The following is a 21,162-nucleotide window of genomic DNA, read 5'->3' on the forward strand; positions in this document are numbered from 1 at the left end:
CCCCGTGGACCGTCGCCCGGGCCATCGGCCCGGCGACGGCCGCCGTCGGCATTCCGTCGTCGTTCGGTACTCACGTGGTCCTCGATTGCCTCTCACGGCCGGTCGGCCTGACGATTCCTTGGTGGAAACGGGGGGACGGTCCCCCTGGGGGATCGGTGATCCGCGACCTGTTCCTCGGGCGACCTGGGCGAATCGGCCCCGCGGGGCCGCGTCCGCCTCCTCACCGGTCGTTCAAGGCTTGATAAAAGGGACGCACAGAGGCGGTTCGGGGTTTTCAACAGGTCGCGAAGACGTTAGCCGCTTCATCCTCCTGATCGTTGGCCTGCGGGAGCGCTGCCCGCTCGTCGGTGCTCTGTGCCGACGGGACGTCACCGCGGCGGGGGCTCCGTCCGAGGGCTCTACCGGCTACGCACGCAAATCAAAGGTCACGTTAGAGCGATGGAACGGTATAGCACAACCCACGCGCGAGGGTATCGCGCGCCATGGGACACCTGGCCATGTTGTGTCCGAAACCGCCCGTCGCGCCTGTTCAGGGCGCGGGAACCGAACGCCGGCAGGCGCAGGGACCGTGTCCGCGCCCCGCTCGGGGACCTCGTTCGCGCAGGTCGGGGGCAGTGTGTGAGATTTTGCCCCCAGTGTCTCCGGATATCCGCTGGACGGAGGGGGTCCGGGCGCCGCCGGGCGGCCGTGTCGGCGGTGCGCCATGCGGTCCCCCGATCGGGCGGAGATAGAGTCATAGCTGAACAAAACAGCCATACATGCATGTTCTCTCCCCGGCGGTCGACAGCCGCCCACGGGGGAACAGAAACGCCGTGTTCGCTGCTGACCACATACGGAAGACGAACGCAGGACGACGAACCCGACCGCCTCCGGCGCGGGGCCGTCGCCGTGCGCTGTGGAATCCATGTTCGCGGAGAAGAAGGAGCAAGGACCAATGGGTTCGGTACGTGTAGCCGTCGTGGGCGTCGGCAACTGTGCGGCATCGCTCGTGCAGGGCGTTCACTACTACAAGGACGCCAACCCCGAGTCCCGGGTGCCCGGCCTCATGCATGTGCAGTTCGGGCCGTACCACGTGAGTGACATCGAGTTCGTCGCCGCCTTCGACGTGGACGCCAAGAAGGTGGGGCACGACCTGGCCGACGCCATCACGGCCAGCGAGAACAACACCATCAAGATCTGCGACGTGCCGCCGACCGGCGTCACCGTCATGCGCGGCCCCACCTACGACGGCCTCGGCAAGTACTACCGCGAGATCATCCAGGAGTCCCCCGAGGACGCCGTCGACGTGGTCGCGGCCCTCAAGGCCGCCAAGGCCGACGTCCTCGTCTCCTACCTCCCCGTGGGTTCCGACGAGGCCGGGAAGTTCTACGCCCAGTGCGCGATCGACGCGGGCGTCGCCTTCGTCAACGCCCTCCCGGTGTTCATCGCCTCCGACCCCGAGTGGGCCGACAAGTTCACCCGGGCCGGCGTCCCGATCATCGGCGACGACATCAAGTCGCAGATCGGCGCGACCATCACCCACCGGGTGCTGTCCAAGCTGTTCGAGGACCGGGGCGTGATCGTCGACCGCACCTACCAGCTGAACTTCGGCGGCAACATGGACTTCAAGAACATGTTGGAGCGTGAGCGCCTGGAGTCCAAGAAGATCTCCAAGACGCAGTCCGTCACCTCGCAGATCCCCCACGAGCTCAAGGCCGGCTCCGTGCACATCGGCCCGTCGGACCACGTGCCGTGGCTCGACGACCGCAAGTGGGCGTACATCCGCCTGGAGGGGCGCGCGTTCGGCGACGTCCCCCTCAACCTGGAGTACAAGCTGGAGGTCTGGGACTCCCCCAACTCCGCGGGCATCATCATCGACGCCGTCCGCGCCGCGAAGATCGCCAAGGACCGCGGGATCGGCGGCCCGATCCTGGAGCCCTCCTCCTACTTCATGAAGTCCCCGCCCGTCCAGTACAGCGACGCCGAGGCCCACGACAAGGTCGAGAGCTTCATCGCGGGCGAGTAGCCACCGGTGTGGGGCGGCTGCCCGGGGCCCCGGCCCCGGGCACGCCCTACCCTGGTCCGGTGTCCTTCTTCGGTGATCTGCGCGCGGTCCTGCGGGGCCCGCGGTTCCGCCGCCTCTTCGGTACCCGGCTGGTCTCGCAGTTCTCCGACGGGATCTACCAGGCCGGGCTGGCCGGCTTCGTCTTCTTCAACCCCGAGCAGCACACGAGCGCGGGCGCCGTCGCGGCGGCCTTCGCCGTCCTGCTCCTGCCGTTCTCGGTGGTGGCGCCGTTCGCCGGGGTCCTCATCGACCGGTGGCCCCGCCGCCAGGTCCTCCTCCTGTCCTCCCTGGCCAAGGCCGCGCTCGCGGCCGTGAGCGCCCTCCTGGTGTCCGGGGGCGAGGGGCCGGCCTTCTTCGTCGCGGCGCTCCTGGTGCTGAGCGTCAACCGCTTCTTCCTGTCCGGGCTCTCCGCCGGCCTGCCCTACGTCGTGCCCCGCGAGAAGCTGATGATGGCCAACGCCGTCACGCCGACCTGCGGCACCGCGGCCAGCTCCCTCGGGACCGGGGCGGGCCTGGCCGTCGGCCTCGTCGGCGGCGGGGCAGCGCTCGGGACGGGGCTGATCCTCCTCGTCGCCGCGCTCGGCTTCGCCGGCGCTGCGCTCGTCTCCCTCACCCTGGGCCGCCGGGAGCTGGGGCCGCACCTGGAGCGCGAACCCGCCGAGGTCGCGGACGCCGTCCGCAGCGTGGCGCGGGGCATGGCGTCCGGGGTACGGCACATCTGGGAGCGCCCCGCCCCGAGGGACGCCCTCGCCACCATCGGCGTCCACCGGGTCCTGTTCGGCGTCTCGACCCTGCTGACGCTGCTCCTGTACAACAACGCGTTCGCCGACGGCGGCGTGGCCGGGCTCGCCGGCTTCTCGGTGTCGGCCGGGCTCCTGGCGGCGGGGTTCTTCCTGGGCGCCGTGGCGACTCCCTGGGCGACGGCCCGAATGGCGGCCGGGAGCTGGATCGCCCTCCAGCTGGCGGTGGCGGCCGCGGCCCTGGTGGTGTTCGGCCTGCCGTTCTCCGCCGCGCTGTTCCCCGTGGCCGCGTTCGTGCTCGGCTTCGTCTCCCAGGGGGTCAAGGTCACCGTCGACACCCTGGTCCAGCGACATGTCGACGACGCGTTCCGGGGCCGGGTGTTCTCGGTGTACGACGTGCTCTTCAACGCGACGTTCGTCCTGGGCGCGGCCCTGGCCGCCGCACTGGTCCCGCCCTCGGGGATCAGCGTGCCGGTGGTCGCGGGCATGGCGACCGCCTACACGGCGGCGGCCGCCGCCTGGGTGGTGCGCGGCTTCCGCGTCCCGGGGCCGGAGGCCGTGCGGGAGGCGGCGTAGGGCGTGTTCCGCGGACCGTTCCGGGTCCGCGGGCGCCTGGCCCGCCGAGAGCGTCCGCGGACCACGCCCCGGCGTTCCGACGACATGTCGACAGGAGGACCTGTCGACGTGCCGACCCGGCGCGACCGGCTCCCCGTCAGCCGTGCTCCGTGGTCTCCTCGTAGACGCGGAGGCCGCGGGCCAGGTAGTTGGCCAGCGCGTGCTCCCCGTCGAGGGAGCAGGTGTGCAGCCACACCCGCCGGGTCGGGTCCCGGTCCGGCCAGCGCCCGGCCAGGTCCCAGGCGCGTTCGAGGGCCAGCGTGAGCATGTGCCCGCCCATACCCCTGCCGAGGAAGCCGGGCACGAGTCCGAGGTAGGCGATCTCCACCGCCCCGTCGGGCTGGGCGTCCAGCTCCGCGTAGCCCGCGGGGGTGTCCTCCTCGTACAGGACCCAGGTCTCGCGCCCCGGGTGGTCGACCCACGCCCGCCACTGCTCGGCCGAGAGGCCGAGCCCGTCGGCCGCCTCCCAGTCGCCGCCGACCTCACCGCCGTGCATGAACCGGCTCAGCACGGGGCTGGGGATCTCGGCCCGGGAGAACGTCACGTCCGCCCCGGGCTCCCGCGCGGGACGCAGGTCGGCGGGGTCGGTGGACTCCAGGTACCAGGTGGTGATGGTCACCGCGCCAGTCTCCCCCGCTGCCGCCCGGCACGACAAGGACGGGGATCACTCCCCGGCCGGTCCGCCTCCGGGACCGCCGTGTCCGCCGGACCGCACACGTGTCGACGTGGCGACATGGCGACGAGTCGACGGATCGACGGGTCGGCACGGCCCCCCGGCCCGGCCGGGGAGGACGGCGCCCCGGCCGGCCCGGCCGCACACCGCCCGATCCTTCCGTGACGGCGGAGTCACGTGTTGTAGTGTCCCGGAAAAGACTTGTCGACACACAGGGATGGTGCGCCATGGGCGGCGAGCTGGGCCCCGGGAACCCCTCCGGCGCCTTCGGGGCGCGCGGGGTGACCAAGCGGATCGGGGCGGTGTCCCGGCAGCTGCCCGTCCGCGGCGACCGGTTGCTGGACGTGGGGTGCGGGGACGGCACGTACACCGTCGAACTCGCCCAGGGCTACGTGCGCGTGGACGCCATCGACGTCGAGCCCGGCCGCCTCGACGCGTTCGCCGCCAGGATCGCGGGCACCGGGTTCGAGGACCGGATCGGCCTCCACAAGATGTCCGCCGACTCGCTGGCCTTCGACGCCCACACCTTCGACCGGGTCACGGCGTTCGAGGTGGTCGAGCACATCGAGGACGTGGAGGGCAGCCTCGCGGAGATCCACCGCGTCCTCAAGCCCGGCGGGGCGCTCTCCCTCACCACGCCCAACCGGTGGTTCCCGTTCGAGACCCACGGGGTGCTGTGGGGGCGCAGGCGCAGGTCCGCCCTGACGGCGCCGTTCCTGCCCTGGGTCCGGCCGCTCCACGAGCGCATGTCGGACGCGCGCTCCTTCACCACCCAGGAGATGGGCCGGCTGCTGCGCGCGGTCGGGCTGAGCATGCGCGCCGTCGACTACGTGATGCCGCCGTTCGACCGCCGGACCCGCGGGCTCCAGTCCCTGTCCGACGGCCTGGAGGGCACCCCTCTGCGGGTGTTCGGCATGGCGATGGCCGTGACCGCGGTGAAGCCGCACCGCTGATCCCCGCGGAACACCCCCTAGAGGTGTTCCGCCGCCCAGGCGCGCAGCTCCGCCGCCGCCTCCTCCTTGCCCATCGGCCCGTTCTCCAGGCGCAGCTCCAGCATGAAGCGGTACGCCTTGCCGACCACGGGCCCCGGCGAGAGGCCCAGGACCTCCTGGATCTCGTTTCCGTCGAGGTCGGGGCGGATACGGTCCAGCTCCTCCTGCTCGGCCAGCTTCCCGATGCGCCGCTCGATGTCGTCGTAGGCCTTCGACAGCGCCGCCGCCTTGCGGCGGTTGCGGGTGGTGCAGTCGGCCCGGGTGAGGATGTGCAGCCGCTCCAGCTGGGATCCCGCGTCGCGGGCGTAGCGGCGCACCGCGGAGTCCGTCCACTCGCCCTTGCCGTAGCCGTGGAAGCGCAGGTGCAGCCCGACCAGCGTGGACACGTCGGAGACGACGTCCTTGGGGAAGCGCAGGGCGGTGAGCCGCTTGCGGCTCATCGACGCCCCCACCACCTCGTGGTGGTGGAAGGTGACCCGGCCCCCTCCCTCGAACTCGCGCGTCTTGGGCTTGCCGACGTCGTGCAGCAGCGCGGCCAGGCGCAGCACCAGGTCGGGCTCGTGGCCACGGGAACGCTCCAGGTCGAGGGCCTGGTCGAGGACGGTGAGCGAGTGCTCGTACACGTCCTTGTGCCGGTGGTGCTCGTCGATCTCCAGGCGGAGCCCGGGGATCTCCGGGAGCACGTACTCGGCGATGCCCAGGTCCACCATCAGCTCGATGCCGCGGCGCGGGTCGGGGCTGACCATGAGCTTGGTCAGCTCGTCCCGGACCCGCTCGGCGGAGACGATGGACAGGCGGTCGGCCATGCCGCGGGCCGCCTCGGCGACCTCCGGCGCGAGCGTGAAGCCGAGCTGCGCGGCGAAGCGCACCGCGCGCATGATGCGCAGCGGGTCGTCGCTGAAGGAGTCCTCCGGGCGGCCCGGTGTGCGCAGCACGCCCGCCTCGAGGTCGGCGAGCCCGCCGAAGGGGTCCACGAACTCCAGTTCCGGCAGGCGCACGGCCATCGCGTTGACGGTGAAGTCGCGCCGGAACAGGTCGTCGTGGATGTCCGTGCCGTAGGCCACGTCGGGTTTGCGGGACTTGGGCGAGTAGGACTCGCTGCGGTAGGTCGTGATCTCCAGCTGGTGGCCCCCCTTGCGCAGGCCCACCGTGCCGAACTCGATGCCGACCGTCCACACGGAGTCGGCCCAGCCGTCCACCAGCTCCAGGATGCGCGAGGGGACCGCGTCGGTGGTCAGGTCGACGTCGTTGGAGCGCCTGCCGAGGAGCGCGTCGCGGACCGGGCCGCCGACGAGGGCGAGCTGCTGTCCGTGCGACGCGAAACGGGCGCCGAGCTCGTCCGATACCGGCTGCACGGCCTCCGCCAGCGCGGTGATCGCCGCGCGCCGGGTACCGTTCAGCGACCCCGGTCCCGGGACCGCCCCGGCCTCCGGCCGCTGGTCGGCGTCGTTCTCACTCGAAAACTCTGTGTTCGGCACACCACGCAGATTAGGCGGCCGTCGGTCCAAACTGCGAATCGTCCCGCGGCCCCCGGCCGGGCCGGGTCGTCCACAGGTCGGCCCCGGCTCTGGTGGAGCGCACCCGTTTGATGAAAGAGTGGCCCCTCCGCCGAGCACCACGCGGTGGTCCTCCCCCGACCCGACGGACAGCGAAGACGGTATCTTCGGGTGGAGTGGTAGGACCGCGGTCATCTCGCGCCCACCCGACCCGCGTACGCCGTGTGCGCCGTGCGGGCACCCCGAGCGTCTCCGCCCCTTCACCGTGTTCCCCGGCGGGACGGCCACCTGGACCCGAATCAGGAAACCGGTCAAGCGTTGCGTCGAATTGCCTCCGCGACGGTGGTCATGGCCATGACCACCGCGCTGCTCCCGATACCGGCCGCGCACTCACCCGCGCTGGCGGACCCCGAGGACGACGGCTCCGTCGAGCCGCTCGTCGTCGAGCGCATCACACCGGACGCGGTCCGCGAGGACAGCACCCTGCGGATCGCGGGCGAGGTGACCAACACCACCGCGGACAGCGTGCGCGACGTGACGGTCCGGGTCAGGTACTCCCGGCACCCGTTCACCAACCGCGACGAGCTGGACGAGTTCGCCTCGGGGGACGGCTGGCAGCCCAACGCTCCCGGCCCGGACGAGGAGGTCGCCTCCGCACTGCCGCCCGAGGCCTCCGAGGAGTACTCGCTGAGCATCCCGGTCGAGGACCTGGACCTCTCGTCCTACGGCGTGTACCCGCTCGTGGTCGAGGCGGTCGACGGGGACGGCGGTGTCATCGGCTCCCAGTACACGTTCCTCCCCTACACGGGCTCCGGAGGGGACGACGTGCCCTCCGTCGGCATCGCGTGGGTGTGGCCGCTGATGGACCGGCCCCAGCGGGCCGACGACGACACCTTCCTCAGCGGCGAGCTGCACGAATCGGTCCGCGCCGAGGGCAGGCTGGGCCGCCTCCTCTCGTCCGGTGCGCAGGTCCCCCTGGACTTCGCGGCCGGCGAGGAGGACCTGGTCGAGCTGCTCGGCCTCGGGGAGGAGCCCGAGGAGCCGCCGTCGGAGGAGGACGAGGCCACCGCGGAGGAGACCGCCGACTCCGTCCCCAGCGAGGAGGCCGCCGAGGACGGCGGGGAGGGCGACGAGGAGGACCCCGGCGCCGAGGGCGACGGAGGCGGGGAGGATCCCGGCGCCGAGGAGGAGCCCCGCCCCGAACGCACCGAGGGCGTGCCGGTCACCTGGGCGGTGGACCCCGGCACCCTCGACGACATCCACCGGATGGCCGCGGAGGACCACGAGGTCCTGGAGGACCTCCTCGCCGTGCCGGCGGAGGCCGACCCGGTCAGGCACGGGGCCGGCCCCGACGAGGCGGCCCAGGTGTGGCTGCGCGAGGCGCGCGCGGTGCTCGCCCGCGACACGGTCGTGGCGTCCCCCTACGCCGGCGCCGACCTGGGGGCCCTGATGCGCAACGACATGGGGGACGACGCCGCCGCCTCGCTCCGGATCGGGCAGGAGGCGGTCCTGCGCGCCCTGTCGTTCGAGGCGGACGGCGCCTTCGCGATGCCGCCCGGCGGGTTGATGGACGACTCCGTCTACGAGTTGTACGCCGCCCAGGGCGCCACCCGCTTCCTGCTGGGCGAGGGCGCCATGCCGCCCGCGTCCTGGATGTCCACGACCCCGACCGCGCAGGCCCCGCTGGCCGCTCCCGAGGAGGAGCCCGTCGAGGAGCCGTTCGCGCTGGTGGCCGACTCCGGGCTCACCGACGTGCTGTCCATGCCGTCGTGGGAGCCCGGCGAGTCCGCGCTCGCGCTCCAGCGGTTCGCCGCCGAGACCGCGATGATCGCGGGCGAGAACGCCGGCGGCGACCGCGTGGTCGTCGCCTCGCCGGACCCGGGCTGGGACCCCAGCCCGGAGTTCGCCGACGGCGTGCTGGCCGCCTCCGACGGCCTCCCGTGGCTGTCGCCGGAGAAGCTGGACGAGATCGAGCCGGCCGACGCGGACGAGCGCGAGGACACCCGGCGCAACCTGGACTACCCGGACAGCGCCTCCGAGGACGAGCTCAGCCCCACCTATATGGGACTGGTCGAGGACGTCAACAACGACGTGCGCCTGTTCAACAGCGTCCTGGTGGACGACGTCGACCCGTTCCGCCCCGCGCTCCTGCGCCTGGAGTCCGTGTACTGGCGGGAGGAGGAGGCCCTCGCGGGTGCGACCCGGTCCCTCGTCCTGGACTCCGTGCAGGACCGTATGGGCGACGTGCGCGTCATCCCCGGCGAGCCGGTCACCCTGGCGAGCCAGACGGGCACCACCGGTGTCCTGGTGGCCAACGACCTGGAGGACCAGGCCGTCATCGTGCGCCTGTCGGTGTTCTCCGAGAACTCCGAGCGGTTGAGCATCGGCTCGTACACGGACTTCTTCGAGATCGACCCCGGCGCCAAGACCACCGTGTACGTCCCCTTGTCGGCCCGGGTCAACGGCCGCACCGAGCTGACCGTGAGCCTGCACAACTCCGCGGGCGAGCCGATCAGCACGCAGGACACCGTGATCCCGGTGAACGCCACCGGCCTGGGCACCCAGGCGCTGCTCATCAGCGGTATCGGCCTGCTGATCCTGGTCGCCGCGCTGGCGCCCCGCGCCCTGCGCAAGTGGGCGCGCAAGCAGGCGTCCCGCTCCGACTCCGAGGCCGCCGGGGCCGCCGAGGCCGGGGGACCGGACGGCGCCGCGACCGGCACCGCCGCGGATCCCGCGGCTCCCGGGGACACCGGGGGCGGCTCCGGGGACCCCGCGGGCTCCGTCCCTCCCGGGGCGGTCGCCACGCCCGGGGAGACCGGGGCGTCCGGGGAGACCGGGGAGACCGGGGCGTCCGCGTCCTCCACCGGGCCCGGGGAGGACACCGAGGCCACCGGGGCAGGATCTCCGGAGGCCGGGGAGGACGCCCAGGAACGGGACAAGGACGGCTCCGGGAAGTGACCCCGGCGCCCCGACGGACCGATGGGTGACACGACTCCTTACCGACAGGACGTCATGTCGACACACCCGCACATCTCCATGTCGGCACACGCGGCGCCGAGCCGCGTGTCCGGCCCGGCCGGACAGGCGCCGGACCACGGCGCCGCGGACGGACCCTTCCAGTCGGACGAAAGGAACCCTGATCCACGGTGGTCACCGACTCTCCGAACGGCGGCGGGAAACACCGCCGTTCCCCCCAGCCCGAAGGCCCCCTCCCGGGTGAGAGCACTCTCCGTCCCAGCGGCGGCCCCATGCCCTCCTTCGAGGAGGGCGAACTGCCCGAGCCCGGCGCCGTCCCCGCCGGGGACGCCGCTTCCGGCTCCGGGGCGGACGGCGCGGGGGCGGGTTCCGGATCGGACTCCGGCGGGATGATGCGCTCCAGCATGATCATGGCCGTGGGCACCATGGCCTCCCGGCTCACCGGGTTCGCCCGCACCATCGTGCTCGGCGCCGCCATCGGCACCCACCTCCTCGGTGACGCCTACCACACGGCCCACACGATCCCCTTCATCCTCAACGACCTGCTCATCGGCGGGCTGATGGCCAGCGTCATCATCCCGTTCCTGGTCAAGCGCAGGAAGAACGACGCGGACGGCGGCAAGGCGACCGAGGACCGCCTGTTCACCACCACGGTGCTGGCCCTGTTCCTCCTGACCGCCGCCGCGATCCTGGCGGCCGAGTTCCTCATCTGGATGTACGGGTCCCGGTTCACACCGGTCCAGTTCGAGGCGTCCGTCTACCTGGCGAGGTTCCTGCTCGCGCAGATCTTCTTCGTCGGCCTGAGCGGCCTGCTGAGCGCCATGCTCAACACGCGGGGCAAGTTCGGCGCCGCCGTGTGGGCGCCGGTCCTCAACAACGTCGTCATCATGTCCGTGGCCGCCGTGTTCCTGTGGGTCGCGGGCCCCGGCCGCACCCCCGAGACCGTCACCGACGGCCAGCTCACGCTGCTCGGCGCGGGCACGGCGGGCGGCATGCTGCTCCAGGCGGTCGTGCTGTTCGTCGCCCTCTCCCGGACCGGCTACCGCTGGCGCCCCCGCCTGGACCTGCGCGGCTCCGGCCTCGGCGACGCGCTCCGCACCGCCGGGTGGATGATGCTCTACACCCTGCTCACGCAGGCCGGCCTGTGGATCACCACCAACATCGCCAACGCCGCGAACGTGTCGAGCATCGAGCAGGGCCTCGACGTCGGCGCGGGCATCAGCGCCTACAACCTGGCGTACCAGCTCTTCCAGCTGCCGTACGCGATCATCGCGGTCTCCCTCATCACCGTGCTGCTCCCCCGGATGAGCGCCCACGCCGACGACCGGAACTGGGACGCGGTCCGCGGGGACTTCTCCAGGACCCTGCGGGTCTCCGCGTTCGTCCTGGTGCCGACCGCGTTCGCGGTGGCGATGTTCGCGGAGCCGCTGTCCGTCCTGGCCTTCGCGCGCGGGTCCATCTCGGTCGGCGACGCCTCCAGCATCGGCCAGATCCTCGCCGTCATGTCGCTGGGCCTGGTGCCGTTCACCGTCTTCCAGCTCATGCTGCGGGTGTTCTTCGCCATGGGCGACACCCGGACGCCCGCGATGATCGGGGCGGCCAACCTCGCCGTGCACAGCGGCCTGGCCCTCGTCTCCTACCTGCTGCTCCCGCCGAACCTGGTGGTCGTGGGTGTGGCCTCGGGCTTCATGGTCTCGTTCCTGTCCGGTCTGACCATCGCCGGGCTGGTCCTGAGCCGGCGCATCGGCGGACTTGACGGAAAGCACATCATTGGCACAATGTTGCGCCTGCACCTGGCCGTCGTCCCGAGCATCGCGGCGGGCCTCGGTGTGCTCTGGTTCTTCGACGCCTACGTCGGCCCCGGCCTGGCCTCCTACATCGGCGCCCCCGTCACCGGGTGCGTCGTCGGCGCACTGCTCTTCCTCGGGTTCGCGCGACTGCTGCGCGTGCCGGAACTGAGCGCGGCGGTGGAACTGGTCCGCGGCCGCATGCGTCGTTGATGCCGTAGCGCCCCGGCTCTGATCCCGCCGAAGGTCTCCCCCGAAGCGCCCCGACCGAGATAAGGACGTCCCGACGGTGCCCAGCGATCACCCCAGAGAGCAGGACCCCGCACCGAGCGGGGCGTCCGCCGAGGCCAGGACGCGCCATCGCCGCCCCGTGGTGATGCCGGAGGACGTGCTCGACACGTACGAGCGCGACGAGCCGGAGGGCGTGCCCGAGACCGGGCTGCGGACGGTCCGCGATCCGAGCGACATCGGTGACGTGGGCACCGCCGACCGCCTGGAGGACGGCGACGAGATCGGCGGCAGCGCCCACACCGCCCCCGGCAACATCGCCAGGTCCAGCGCGGTCATGGCGCTGGGCACCATCGTCTCCCGCGTGACGGGGTTCGTCCGGACCATCCTCCTGGCGGCGGCGATCGGCACCCAGCTGCTGGGCGACGCCTACCAGACCGCGGGCATGGTCCCGTACATGATCTACGACCTGCTCATCGGCGGGTTGCTGGCCAGCGTGTTCGTGCCGTTCCTGGTCAAGCGGCGCAAGCTCGACCAGGACGGCGGGGACAGGACCGAGCAGCGCCTGGTCACCCTCATGCTGCTGGCGCTGTTCGTGATCACGGTCCTGTCGGTCCTGGTGGCGGAGTGGTTCATCAGGATCTACGCGGGCGAGTTCACGGGGGCGCAGTACGAGGTCTCGGTCGTCATGGCCCGGTACCTGGTGACGCAGATCTTCTTCATCGGGGCGAGCGGCCTGGCGAGCGCGATGCTCAACGCGCGCAACCGGTTCGGCGCCCCGATGTGGGCGCCGGTGCTCAACAACGTCGTCATCATCGGCATCCTCCTGTGGTTCATGGCGGTCGCCGGTCCGGGGCGCACCCCGGAGACCGTCACCCCCGGCGAGCTGATGCTGCTGGGCCTGGGCACGGCCATGGGGCAGGTGCTCCAGGCGGCGGTCCTGGTGTGGGCGCTGGCCGCGGCGGGCTTCCGCTGGCGGCCGCGCCTGGACCTGCGCGGCTCGGGTCTGGGCGAGGCGGCCGGCGCCGCCTCGTGGATGATGCTCTACATCGTGGTCGCGCAGCTGGGCGCGCTCGTCTCCACCAACGTGGCCACGCGCGCGGGGACGCGCGCCGCGGAGCTGGGCTTCGACTCCGGGGCGGGCATCACCGCGTACAAGTTCGCGTCGATGCTGTTCCAGCTGCCGTACGCGATCATCGCGGTCTCGGTGATCACCGCCCTGCTGCCGCGGATGAGCGAGCACGTGGCGGCGGGGCGCAAGGACCAGGTGCGCAGCGACTTCTCGCGCGGGTTCCGGCTCTCCTCCGTGCTGATCGTGCCGATCTCGGTCGCGATGATCGTGTTCGCGATCCCGTTCTGCGTGATGATCTACGCGCAGGGCAGCACGACGGCGTCCGACGCCGCGGCGATCGGGCGCATCCTGATGGTCTTCTGCGTGATGCTGATCCCGTTCACGCTGTTCCAGCTCCAGATGCGCGTGTTCTACGCGCTGGGCGACACCCGGACCCCCGCCCTGGTGTCGATCCCCTCCGAGGCCGCCCACGCGGTGACGGCGATCGCCCTGCTGTTCGTGGTCGAGCCCCAGCACGTGGTGGTCTGGCTGCCCGTGCCGTACGGTCTCTACTACATCGTCGGCTCGGTCGTCATGTGGTACCTGCTCCACCGGAAGCTCAACGGCATGGACGGCCGCCGCACCGCGGCGACGCTGTTCAAGCTGCACGTGGCCACGGTCCCCGCCGCGGTCTTCGGGGTGGCGATGATCTACGCCTTCCGGGGTCTGCCGGGTGATCTGTGGCCGGGTCTGGCGGCGATGCTGGCCGGGGGCGTCGTCGGTGCCGTACTGTTCGTGGTTACCGCGAAGTTCCTGAATGTGACCGAAGTCACATCCTTCCTCGATTTGCTCAGAACACGGCTGCGACGCCGCTGATCACCAGGAATGGATGACGTTGGGTAGCCGAGCACCGATACGCCCCGGAAGGTGAATGAGTATCCGATGTCCTCCGAAGATGCTGTTCAGGCGTCCTAGCATGGACACGCATCGCTTTACCGCTACAGCAATGTTCATCCGAGCTGCCCGAAGGGAGGCTGGGGACAGCAGGCAGGGCCGATAACCCCCTCGCGCACACCCCGCACCGCTCCGGTCCCCAGGGACCCGTTGCGGGAGGAGCGCGCGGAGCTCACGGCACTGGCGTCCGTCACTCCCAACATGAGCACCTTCCTGATCGAACCCGGGGCGAAGCTGGCCAACCGGTACCGCCTCGACCAAGTGGTGAGTGAGACCGGCGGGGCCACCCGCTGGAAGGCCACCGACGAGACCCTCGCGCGACCCGTCGCGGTGTGGACCTTCACCGAGGGCTTCCCCCGCACGTCCGAGGTCGTGCGCGCCGCCAGGGCCACGAGCCGCATCCCCGACGCCCGCGTCACCCAGGTCTTCGACGCCGACGACACGACCCCCGTCCCCTACGTCGTCGAGGAGTGGGTCATCGGCTCCTCCCTCGCCGACCTCCTCGCCCAGGGCCCCATGGAGCCCGAGCGCGCCGCGGGCCTGGTCGCCGAGGCCGCCGAGGCCATCGCCGCCGCGCACGCCGGCGGGCTCCACCACCTGTGCCTGACCCCGAGCAAGCTCATGTGGAGCAGCGGCGGGGCCGTCAAGGTGACCGGCATCGGCGTCGACGCCGCGCTGCTGGGCGCCGTCGTGGCCGACCCCGCCGCGGTCGACGCCCAGGGCCTGGGCAACCTGCTGTACGCGGCGCTCACCGGGCACTGGCCCGGCGGGCCGCAGAGCGGCCTTCCCGGAGCCCCCCAGGGCCCCGCGGGCCCCTACCCGCCCGGACAGATCCGCCAGGGCGTCACCGAGCCCCTCAACACCATCACCACGCGCGCGGCGCTGCCCCAGCTCGCGGGCCAGATGGTGCCCGGCCCGCCCATCACCTCGCCCGCGGACTTCTGCGCCGCCATGGCCGAGGTCCCCCGGCTCATCCCGCTCCCCGTCTCCCCCGTGGAGTCCGCGCCCCCCGAGCCCGGGACCTCGCGGCGCACGGGCGAGCTCGACACCACCGGCTCCGGCCCCCGCCGGAGCGCCCGGAGCGGCGGCTCCGCCCGCGGCGCCACCGCGGCGCGCAGCGCCTCCGCCCCCCGTGCGGAGCGCCCCGCCCCCTCCCGCATGGACCAGCGCGCGGCCCGCTCCCAGGCCTCGCCCAAGAGGATCCTCGTCGGCGTCGTCGCGGTCGTGCTGTTCGCCGCCGTGGTCGTGGGCGCCTGGAGCCTCGGTTCCAGCCTCCAGCCCGGCGACGACCCCGCCACCCCCAGCGCGGGCTCCGCCGAGGACCCGGCGGACGACGCCGCGGACGCGTCCCCCCTGGAGATCGTCGGCTCGCGCGGCCTCAACCCGCACGGCGACACCGACGAGCACAGCGCCAACGCGCCCCTGGCCTGGGACGGCGACCCCTCGACCGCCTGGAACACCCAGGGCTACAGGGACCCGCTGGACATGATCAAGCCCGGTGTCGGCCTCCAGCTCGAACTCGGCGCGAGCCACGAGATCCACGCGGTGGACCTCGACATGGCCGGCGACGGGTACGAGTTCGAGATCCGGGTCGGCGACGCGAACGGGAACTCCGAGAACGACTACGAGGTGGTCGGCAGCGGCAGCGGGTCCTCCCAGGAGGTCGTCCTCGACGAGCCCGCCACCGGTCAGTACGTCCTGGTCTGGTTCACGGCCCTGCCCCAGAACGGGGGGGACTACCGTGGGAGCGTCAACGAGGTAGAGGTACGCGGAACCTAGTAGTGGGATATGTGATCAGCGCTGATGGACGCGGTCCACGAGCTTCCTGACCGGGAGCTGTTGACGAGGCACGCTCAGGGTGACGAACAGGCGTTCGGGGTACTGGTTCGCCGCCACCGTGAGCGCCTCTGGGCTGTCGCAGTGCGGATGATGGGAGACCCCGAGGAGGCGTCGGACGCCCTCCAGGACGCCTTCCTGTCGGCGTTCCGCGCCGCCGAGCGGTTCCGCGGGGAGTCCCAGGTGACCACCTGGCTGCACCGGATCGTGGTCAACGCCTGCCACGACCGGCTGCGCCGGCGCAAGGTGCGGCCCGCCACCCCCACCGAGGACGCCACCCTGGACGTGGTCGCCAACGAGCGGCTGGGCCGCGCCGGAGGCGCCCCGGACCACGCCTCGCAGACCGAGGCCCGCCTCGACGTGCACGCCGCCCTGGACCTGCTGCCGCTGGACCAGCGGATGGCGCTGACCCTCGTGGACATGCTCGGCTACCGGGTGGAGGAGGCGGCCCAGATCCTCGACGTGGCGACCGGCACGGTCAAGAGCCGGTGTGCCCGGGGTCGCGCCAAACTTCTTCCGTCACTGGCCCATCTGAGGAACCCCCGGGATCCGCGAGACGTCACATCTGGGAGAGGAGGTGCCAACCCATCGTGACGTCCCATCCAGACGTGGAGGCACTCGCCTTCTTCGCCGAGGAGCTCCTGGAGCCCGGCGAGGAACGTACCGTCGCATCCCACATCGAGACCTGCGCGACCTGCGCGACCACCCTGGAGGAGCTCACGGGGGTCACGGAGGCGCTGGCCGCCGCACCCGCTCCCGAGCTGCCCCGGGACGTCGCCGACCTCCTCGACCGGCGTGTCGCCGAGGCGGCGCGCGAGCGGGCGGAGAACGGCGGCGCGCCGGGACCCGCCGCCGCACCCGCCGCCTCCGGACCGACCGCCGGGGTGACACCGATCTCGCGCCGCCGGCGCGGTTTCGGCGGCGCCGGCCTGCCCCGGCTGATGATGGTGGCCGCCGCCGCGGCGGTCGTCGCCGGCGGTGGCGCGGCCCTGTTCAACGGTCTGGCCCCGCAGGAGGAGGCCGGCGTCGCCGCGCCCCTCCTGCAGGACGGGCAGGAGGAGGCCGTGCCGGACACCGCCCAGGCCTACACGCCCCAGGTGGTGCGGAGCGGCACCGTCTACACCGGCGCCGGCCTGGCGGAGCAGGCCGCCCGGACCCTCGACCTCTCCCCCGTGGGGGCCCCGCAGGAGGACGGCGCCGAGCCCCTGGCCGCGGAGGAGAGCCCCCCGCCCGGGGTGGCGGAGTGCGCGGGGCGTCTCGGCGAGGCGCTCGACACCCGTTTCAGCCTGGTCGACGACGCCCACTACGGCGACGGGACGACCCCGGCGTGGGCCATGTTCGCCCTCGACGGCGACGAGTACGACGTGTACGTGGTCGATCCGCTCTGCGCGCAGGGCGGGGACACCGAGGGCAGCGTGATCACCCAGGAGCGCGTGCCCGAGCCCGGCCCCTGAGCGGGCCCGGCGGCCTCCGGGCCCGTACACAGGACGCGGAGGGGGCGGGCGGGACCGCGAAGGTCGACATGTCGACCCGCCCGCGCCCCGTCACCCGCCCGGACTGACCAGGCCCGTCTCGTAGGCGATGACCACGAGGCCCACCCTGTCCCTGGCGCCGAGCTTGGACAGGACGCGGCCCACGTGCGTGCGGGCCGTGGCGGGGCTCAGGTGGAGCTCCGCGCCGATCTCCTGGTTGGACAGCCCGCGCCCGACCAGGGCCAGCACGTCGCGCTCCCGGGCGGTCAGCACGTCCAGGCGGCGGGCCGCCTCCGGGGGGACCGAGGTGTCGGCCACCCTCTCGATCACCCTGCGCGTGACCGCGGGGGACAGCAGCGCCTCCCCCGCGGCGACGGTCCGCACCGCCGCGCGCAGCTCGCCGGGTTCCGCGTCCTTGAGGAGGAACCCCGAGGCGCCCAGCCGCAGCGCCGTGAACACGTTGTCGTCCTCCCCGAACGTGGTGAGGACCACCACCCGGGGGCCGCCGGACGCGGCATCCGCGCCGGCCTCCCCCGCACGCTCCGGCCCCGGGGCCCGTGTCGACCTGTCGCCCTGTCGACGCCCCAGCTCGCGCAGGACCGCGAGGCCGTCCACCGCGGGCATCTGGAGGTCGAGCAGGACCACGTCGGGACGGTACCTGCCGATGTCGGCGAGGGCCTCCCGGCCGTTCCCCGACTCCGCCACCACCTCGATCCCCCCGTCGCGCTCCAGGAGCGCGCGCACACCCGTGCGGACGAGCGGCTGGTCGTCCACCAGCAGGACCCGGATCACCGGTCCCCTCCGAGCGGCAGCCGCGCGTGCACCGCGAACCCTCCACCGGGGCCGGGCCCCGCCTCCACCGAGCCCCCCACCAGGCGTACGCGTTCGCGCATGCCCGCGAGCCCGCTCCCGGGGGCGACCGCGGGCCCTTCGCCCGCGCCGCCGCCCGCGGTGGACGGGCCTTGTCGTCCGTCGTCGGTCACCCGCACCTCCAGGACACCGTCCCTCCTCGTGAAGACCACCCGGGCCCGGTCGGCCCGGGCGTGCCGGAGCGTGTTGGTCAGCGCCTCCTGCACGATCCTGTAGGCGGTCGCGTCCACCATCCCCGGTATCTCTCCGGTCCCGGGCCTCCCCTCCACCTCGACCGCCACACCTGCCGCCCGGACCGAGTCCGCGAGTTCGTCCAGGTGCGCGAGCGAGGAGGTCCGTTCGCCGCCCGGATCGGCGTCGCGCAGGGCGCGCACGGTGGAGCGCAGCTCGCTCAGGCCCGCGCGGGACGCCTGGGTGACGTGCGCGAGCTCCGCACGCGCCGCCTCCGCGTCCGCGGGGTCGTCCTCCAGCGCCTCGGCCGCCACCGCCGCGTGCAGGGACACCACCGAAAGATGGTGCCCCACCGCGTCGTGCAGGTCGCGCGCGATCCGCGTACGCTCCAGCGCCAACCGCTCGGCCGCCTCGGACTCGCGCGCCTGCGCGTCCAGGAGGGCGGCCCTCTCCCGCTGGTGGTCGGCCTGGCGCCGCTGCCACTGCGCGTGGCCCAGGGCGATGGCCGCGCCCATGATCGCCGCCGTGGAGGGCAGCTCGTACCCCAGGAGGTAGGCGGGGTCCTGGCCCTCGCCCAGCCGGGCGAACGTGGAGACCGCCACCAGCGCCGCCGCCGTGCCCGCCGACCACGCCGTCCGGCCGGCCTCCGCCGCGGAGTACAGGGCCGCGGCGGCGGGGACCGCCAGGCCGATGGTCGGCAGGTCGATCACGTAGTTGGCGACGATGAGCACCGCCGTCGCCAGGAGCACCCCCACCGGCCACCGCCGCCGCGCCGGCATGAGGCCGCCGAGCACCGCGGCCATCGCGTAGCCGAGGGCGAGGTTCCCCCTGTTGCTGACGTCGGATCCGACCGCGATCGCCACCACGGCGAAGACGGCGAACCCGAACAGCGCGTCGACGACGACGTCCTGGCGGTCGCTGGGCATGCGGTGATTCTACGGACCGGTCCCCCGGCGGGCACGGGACCGGGGACGCTCGCCGCTACGCGCCGCGACGTACACCGACCGGTCGGGACCGCGTACCGGGGCGCGGTCGGCGCCGGACGCGCGAGGGGGCCCGCGGTCCCTACCGTCGGGGCTGTCCGTCCCCGGCGCGCCGAGCGCGCCACGACCCCGCGAGGCGCCCGTGAACCAGCCGCAGCCCCCGTCCGCCGGACCGTTCTCCGGTGTCCCGTGGTCGCTCGTCCTGGGCCTCGGAGCCCTGGCGCTGCTCCGGCCCCTGCTGGGCGTCACGGGCGTCGCTGAGGCGATCGACTGGAGACCGTACCTCCCGCTGGGGATGACCGTCGTGATCACGGTCGCGTGGGTGGCCGCGGTCGTGGTCGCCCGTGTCCCCCGGCCGCTCCTCACCCTCGTGTACGCGGGCCTGGCCCACGCCGTGTTCTCGACCGTGCTGGTCGCCGTGCTCTCACCGATCACGCCGGGCGGGCCCCGGGGTCCGCTCGACGATCCGCTCGCGCTCGTCTCCTCCCTCGCCGCGAACGCCCTGTGGGGGCTCCTGGCGGGGGCGGTCGCCGTGGCGGTCCGGGCGGCGCTGGAGGACCACCGGCGGGGCCCCTGAACGGCGGACCCGGGCCACGGACCCCCGCGACGCATACCCCGCCCCCGTAAGCCGGGCGGATGTCCCGGGGGGAATGCCCTGCACCTACCATCGGTTGTGCTAACCATCTTCCCCTGAGGTCACGACGCGTGGCCAGGGCAGCGACTGTGTGAAGGGCCTACGAGCGTGAGTGACGTCCGCAATGTCATCATCATCGGTTCCGGACCGGCGGGTTACACCGCTGCCGTGTACGCCGCCCGAGCCGAGCTGCGCCCGCTGGTGTTCGAGGGTTCGATCACCGCCGGCGGCGCCCTCATGAACACGACCGAGGTCGAGAACTTCCCCGGCTTCCCCGACGGCATCATGGGACCGGACCTCATGGACAACCTGCGCAAGCAGGCCGAGCGCTTCGGAGCCGAGCTGGTCCCCGAGGACGTCACCTCCGTGAACCTGGACAAGCCGGTCAAGGAGGTCGTCGCGGGCGGGGAGACCTTCCTCGCGCACACGGTCATCCTCGCCACCGGGTCCGGCTACCGCGAGCTGGGCGTGCCCGGCGAGAAGGAGCTCTCCGGCCGGGGCACCTCCTGGTGCGCCACCTGCGACGGCTTCTTCTTCCGCGAGCAGGACATCGCGGTGGTCGGCGGCGGCGACACCGCCATGGAGGAGGCCCTCTTCCTCACCCGCTTCGCCTCGTCGGTGACCGTCATCCACCGCCGCGAGGAGCTGCGCGCGAGCCGCATCATGGTCGAGCGCGCCGAGGCCAACGAGAAGATCCGCTTCCTCTGGAACTCCGAGGTCACCGAGGTGCTCGGCACGGAGCGCGTCACCGGCCTGCGGGTCCTGAACAACAAGTCCGGCGAGACGAGCACGCTCGACGTGACCGGCCTGTTCGTCGCCATCGGCCACGACCCTCGGGTCGAGCTGTTCGACAAGCAGATCGAGCTGGACGGGGAGGGCTACGTCAAGGTGGACTTCCCGTCCACGCGGACCACGCTGGAGGGCGTGTTCGCCTGCGGCGACGTCGTCGACCACCAGTACCGCCAGGCGATCACGGCCGCCGGCACCGGCTGCTCCGCCGCCCTGGACGCCGAGCGCTTCCTCGCGGCGCGGGGCAACTGACGCCTCCGCCCTCCCGCGGGCCCGCCCGAGAGGGCCCGCGTTCCTCCCCCCTGCCATCCGCCACCAGGTGAACCAAGGAGAACCATGTCCACTGTCAAGCACGTCACGGACGCCAACTTCAAGGAAGAGGTCCTCGCCAGCGGCAAGCCCGTCCTGGTGGACTTCTGGGCCGACTGGTGCGGCCCGTGCAAGCAGATGGCCCCGGTCCTGGACAAGCTGGCGGCGGAGTACGGCGACAAGATCGAGATCGTCAAGCTCAACACCGACCAGAACCCCGAGACGCCGCGCGCCTACAACGTCATGTCGCTGCCGACGATGAACCTCTACAAGGACGGCGAGGTCGTCAAGCAGCTCATCGGCGCCAAGCCGAAGCGCGTCCTGGAGAAGGAGCTCGCCGACTTCCTGTAACGGGACGCGGGCGACACCAGAGGCGACGAGAGGCCCCCAGGTCCACCCTGGGGGCCTCTCGTGCGTGCTGGGCCCCGGGCCCGGGGGGCCCCCCGCCCGGGGCCGGGGGGGGGGCCCGGCGGGTGGGGACACCCGCCCCGGCCAGCTGCGGTTCGACTTCACCTCCGACACCGCGCTGGGCGGCGACCGCC

16 protein-coding genes are annotated in these 21,162 nt (G+C 72.7%); 12 read left to right on the plus strand and 4 right to left on the minus strand.

The features are described 5' to 3' along the window. The first annotated feature begins 934 nt into the window (after positions 1–934). Positions 935–2,005, plus strand: a complete 1,071-nt coding sequence (locus ACWGL3_RS20680) for an inositol-3-phosphate synthase (protein WP_267947335.1) — start codon at positions 935–937, stop codon at positions 2,003–2,005. 59 nt (positions 2,006–2,064) lie between these two features. Beyond that, positions 2,065–3,360, plus strand: coding sequence for an MFS transporter (locus ACWGL3_RS20685; protein ID WP_267947336.1), 1,296 nt, complete (start codon positions 2,065–2,067; stop codon positions 3,358–3,360). Positions 3,361–3,496: 136 nt separating this feature from the next. Here the strand turns inward: ACWGL3_RS20685 and ACWGL3_RS20690 are convergent, their stop codons facing one another. Beyond that, on the minus strand, positions 3,497–4,018 hold the full coding sequence (locus tag ACWGL3_RS20690) for a GNAT family N-acetyltransferase (protein ID WP_267947337.1): 522 nt from the start codon (positions 4,016–4,018) through the stop codon (positions 3,497–3,499). A 281-nt stretch (positions 4,019–4,299) separates the two neighbouring features. Here ACWGL3_RS20690 and ACWGL3_RS20695 point away from each other — a divergent pair, with 281 nt between their 5' ends. Beyond that, on the plus strand, positions 4,300–5,025 hold the full coding sequence (locus tag ACWGL3_RS20695) for a class I SAM-dependent methyltransferase (RefSeq protein WP_344179195.1): 726 nt from the start codon (positions 4,300–4,302) through the stop codon (positions 5,023–5,025). 17 nt (positions 5,026–5,042) lie between these two features. Here ACWGL3_RS20695 and ACWGL3_RS20700 read toward each other — a convergent pair whose 3' ends face one another. Further along, complete coding sequence (locus ACWGL3_RS20700) at positions 5,043–6,542, minus strand: CCA tRNA nucleotidyltransferase (protein ID WP_267947339.1); 1,500 nt, start codon at positions 6,540–6,542, stop codon at positions 5,043–5,045. Between the two features lie 360 nt (positions 6,543–6,902). Between ACWGL3_RS20700 and ACWGL3_RS20705 the strand changes: the two genes are divergently transcribed. From ACWGL3_RS20705 to ACWGL3_RS20730, 6 genes are all read left to right on the plus strand, one after another. Then, positions 6,903–9,518: a DUF6049 family protein gene (locus ACWGL3_RS20705; protein ID WP_452461695.1), complete on the plus strand. Its 2,616-nt coding sequence runs from the start codon at positions 6,903–6,905 to the stop codon at positions 9,516–9,518. Positions 9,519–9,706: 188 nt separating this feature from the next. Next, positions 9,707–11,536: a murein biosynthesis integral membrane protein MurJ gene (gene murJ / locus ACWGL3_RS20710; RefSeq protein ID WP_267947340.1), complete on the plus strand. Its 1,830-nt coding sequence runs from the start codon at positions 9,707–9,709 to the stop codon at positions 11,534–11,536. Between the two features lie 76 nt (positions 11,537–11,612). Next, on the plus strand, positions 11,613–13,478 hold the full coding sequence (murJ, locus tag ACWGL3_RS20715; protein ID WP_378554254.1) for a murein biosynthesis integral membrane protein MurJ: 1,866 nt from the start codon (positions 11,613–11,615) through the stop codon (positions 13,476–13,478). A gap of 279 nt (positions 13,479–13,757) precedes the next feature. After that, positions 13,758–15,335 (plus strand): protein kinase family protein, encoded by a 1,578-nt coding sequence (locus ACWGL3_RS20720; RefSeq protein WP_267947341.1) that lies wholly within the window; start codon positions 13,758–13,760, stop codon positions 15,333–15,335. Positions 15,336–15,359: 24 nt separating this feature from the next. Further along, positions 15,360–15,986, plus strand: coding sequence for an RNA polymerase sigma factor SigM (sigM, locus tag ACWGL3_RS20725; RefSeq protein WP_267947342.1), 627 nt, complete (start codon positions 15,360–15,362; stop codon positions 15,984–15,986). Next, positions 15,983–16,846 (plus strand): hypothetical protein, encoded by an 864-nt coding sequence (locus ACWGL3_RS20730; protein ID WP_267947343.1) that lies wholly within the window; start codon positions 15,983–15,985, stop codon positions 16,844–16,846. The genes sigM and ACWGL3_RS20730 overlap by 4 nt, the downstream gene beginning before the upstream one ends. A 90-nt stretch (positions 16,847–16,936) precedes the next feature. On the opposite strand, the gene ACWGL3_RS20735 is transcribed toward ACWGL3_RS20730, so the two are convergent. Further along, entirely contained in the window at positions 16,937–17,656 is a 720-nt protein-coding gene (locus tag ACWGL3_RS20735; RefSeq protein WP_267947344.1) for a response regulator, read from the minus strand. Next, positions 17,653–18,831 carry a sensor histidine kinase gene (locus ACWGL3_RS20740; protein ID WP_267947345.1) on the minus strand — a complete coding sequence of 393 codons (1,179 nt, stop codon included), beginning with the start codon at positions 18,829–18,831 and terminating at the stop codon, positions 17,653–17,655. Before ACWGL3_RS20740 ends, ACWGL3_RS20735 begins: the two co-directional genes overlap by 4 nt. 199 nt (positions 18,832–19,030) lie before the next feature. On the opposite strand from ACWGL3_RS20740, the gene ACWGL3_RS20745 reads away from it, so the two are divergent. From ACWGL3_RS20745 to trxA, 3 genes are all read left to right on the plus strand, one after another. Further along, on the plus strand, positions 19,031–19,465 hold the full coding sequence (locus ACWGL3_RS20745; RefSeq protein WP_267947346.1) for a hypothetical protein: 435 nt from the start codon (positions 19,031–19,033) through the stop codon (positions 19,463–19,465). A gap of 165 nt (positions 19,466–19,630) precedes the next feature. Next, a complete protein-coding gene (trxB, locus tag ACWGL3_RS20750) occupies positions 19,631–20,563 on the plus strand; it encodes a thioredoxin-disulfide reductase (RefSeq protein WP_267947347.1) in 933 nt (310 codons plus the stop codon). A gap of 84 nt (positions 20,564–20,647) precedes the next feature. Further along, positions 20,648–20,971 (plus strand): thioredoxin, encoded by a 324-nt coding sequence (gene trxA, locus ACWGL3_RS20755; RefSeq protein ID WP_267947348.1) that lies wholly within the window; start codon positions 20,648–20,650, stop codon positions 20,969–20,971. Positions 20,972–21,162 lie beyond the last annotated feature (191 nt).

It is taken from the genome of Nocardiopsis sp. NPDC055824 (assembly GCF_053616335.1).

Bases quoted from the DNA above. Each gene is read 5' to 3' on its own strand.
- ACWGL3_RS20740 (WP_267947345.1), bottom strand. From the start codon at position 18,831: ATGCCCAGCGACCGCCAGGACGTCGTCGTCGACGCGCTGTTCGGGTTC.
- ACWGL3_RS20695 (WP_344179195.1), top strand. From the start codon at position 4,300: ATGGGCGGCGAGCTGGGCCCCGGGAACCCCTCCGGCGCCTTCGGGGCG.
- sigM (WP_267947342.1), top strand. From the start codon at position 15,360: ATGGACGCGGTCCACGAGCTTCCTGACCGGGAGCTGTTGACGAGGCAC.
- ACWGL3_RS20680 (WP_267947335.1), top strand. From the start codon at position 935: ATGGGTTCGGTACGTGTAGCCGTCGTGGGCGTCGGCAACTGTGCGGCA.
- trxA (WP_267947348.1), top strand. From the start codon at position 20,648: ATGTCCACTGTCAAGCACGTCACGGACGCCAACTTCAAGGAAGAGGTC.
- ACWGL3_RS20720 (WP_267947341.1), top strand. From the start codon at position 13,758: ATGAGCACCTTCCTGATCGAACCCGGGGCGAAGCTGGCCAACCGGTAC.